We start from the raw sequence: 1,169 nt of genomic DNA, 5'->3' as shown, positions 1-1,169 counted from the left end.
GCCATCGGCCTGGGCGCCATGCCGCTGTCGATCGAACACCGCCCGGACGAGGGCCGGGCCGTCGCCACCGTCCACGCCGCCCTCGACGCCGGTGTCACACTCATCGACACCGCCGACAGCTACCACTGGCACGCCGGCGAAACGGGCCACAACGAACGGCTGATCGCCCGCGCCCTGGCCCGCTACGGCGGAGACACCTCCGGCGTCCTCATCGCGACCAAGGGCGGCCGCGGCCGGCCCGGCGACGGGACCTGGACCGTCACCGGCACTCCCGGCCACCTCAAGCGCGCCGCCGAGGCCTCCGCCGTGCGGCTGGGCGTGGACGCCATCGGCCTGTACCAGCTCCACAAGCCGGACCCGGCCGTCCCCTGGGCGGAGTCGGTCGGGGCCCTGCGCGAGCTCCTCGACGCCGGCACGATCCGCTCCGCCGGCATCTCGAACGTCACCACCGCCCAGATCCGCGAGGCGTACGGGATCCTCGGCGACGGCCTCGTCTCCGTACAGAACCAGTACTCGCCCGCCGTCCGCGACAGTGAGCCCCAGCTGCGCCTGAGCACCGAACTCGGCCTGGCCTTCCTCCCCTGGAGCCCCCTCGGCGGCATCTCCCGCAGCTCTCTGGACGGCCCCTCCGGCCCGACCTCCGCGGACACCGCCTTCCACCGCGTCGCGGCCCGACACGGCGTCAGCCCCCAGCGGGTGGCCCTGGCCTGGCTCCTCAGCCGCTCCCCGTCGGTCATCCCCCTCCCGGGCGCCAGCCGCCCGGCCTCGATCACCGACTCGGCCGCGGCCGCCCGGCTGGAACTGACCGCGACGGAGCTGGCAGAGCTCGAAGAGCCCCTGACCCCGCGGGCTGCATGAGACCGTTCCCGGGCAGCGGGCGCTGACGAGGGACGATTCCGGCCGCGTGAGCGGGACGGGCGGAGCCGGCCGGAGTCGAACCGGCGTCCTCGCGATTTTGGAGACCGCGCGCGTCGACCTCTGCGCTACGGCCCCGCCCGCCCGCATCGTACGCGGTGGCCCGCCCGTATCCGTCGGACCCCCTCCGGGGCCCGGCCGGACACCACCGATACGACGGCCCCACGCCGAGGGGGAGCGGTTCAGGGATGCGCGGGCCCGGCCGGTTCCGCCGTCGCGGCTGCCCGGACCGGCCCCTGCACGGCCGGCCGCCG

Annotated in this window: 1 protein-coding gene and 1 tRNA gene; one reads left to right on the top strand and one right to left on the bottom strand. The window is 75.9% G+C overall.

All coding sequences use genetic code 11. The features are described from left to right. Positions 1-858: aldo/keto reductase (locus VR44_RS39710; RefSeq protein WP_063779027.1), on the top strand; the 858-nt coding region annotated here is incomplete at its 5' end. A 60-nt stretch (positions 859-918) separates the two neighbouring features. Here VR44_RS39710 and VR44_RS39705 read toward each other — a convergent pair. Continuing rightward, a tRNA-Trp gene (locus tag VR44_RS39705) sits at positions 919-993 on the bottom strand. Positions 994-1,169: the final 176 nt, after the last annotated feature.

The organism is Streptomyces katrae (assembly GCF_000966975.1).
Lineage (GTDB): Bacteria > Actinomycetota > Actinomycetes > Streptomycetales > Streptomycetaceae > Streptomyces > Streptomyces katrae.
Note: the sequence above shows the minus strand (reverse complement) of the source record. Positions and strands in the feature narration are given on the sequence as shown.